Origin of the sequence: Mesorhizobium norvegicum (assembly GCF_004919685.1) — a bacterium.
Classification (GTDB): Bacteria; Pseudomonadota; Alphaproteobacteria; order Rhizobiales; family Rhizobiaceae; genus Mesorhizobium; species Mesorhizobium norvegicum.
The window spans coordinates 1-201 of sequence record NZ_SMYZ01000234.1; the positions used below are offsets into that span (position 1 = coordinate 1).

Below are 201 nucleotides of genomic sequence, written 5' to 3' on the forward strand. Positions count from 1 at the left end.
CCGCATAGACCGCGGCCGCCAGCCCCGCCGGTCCGGCGCCTCCTCGCGCATCGAGAACTATCTCGGTTTCCCCACCGGCATTTCGGGCATGGCGCTGATGGCGCGCGCCTACAACCAGGCGCAGAAATTCGGCGTCGAAATGGTCATCCCGGACGAGGCGAAGCTTTTGAGTACCGCGACCGACGGCGCCCGTTACAGGCT

1 pseudogene is annotated in these 201 nt (G+C 66.7%); it reads left to right on the top strand.

Features of this window, described 5'->3' with window-relative positions:
- Positions 1 to 201: pseudogene (locus tag FCU66_RS40885) on the top strand (hypothetical protein); the annotation flags it as partial.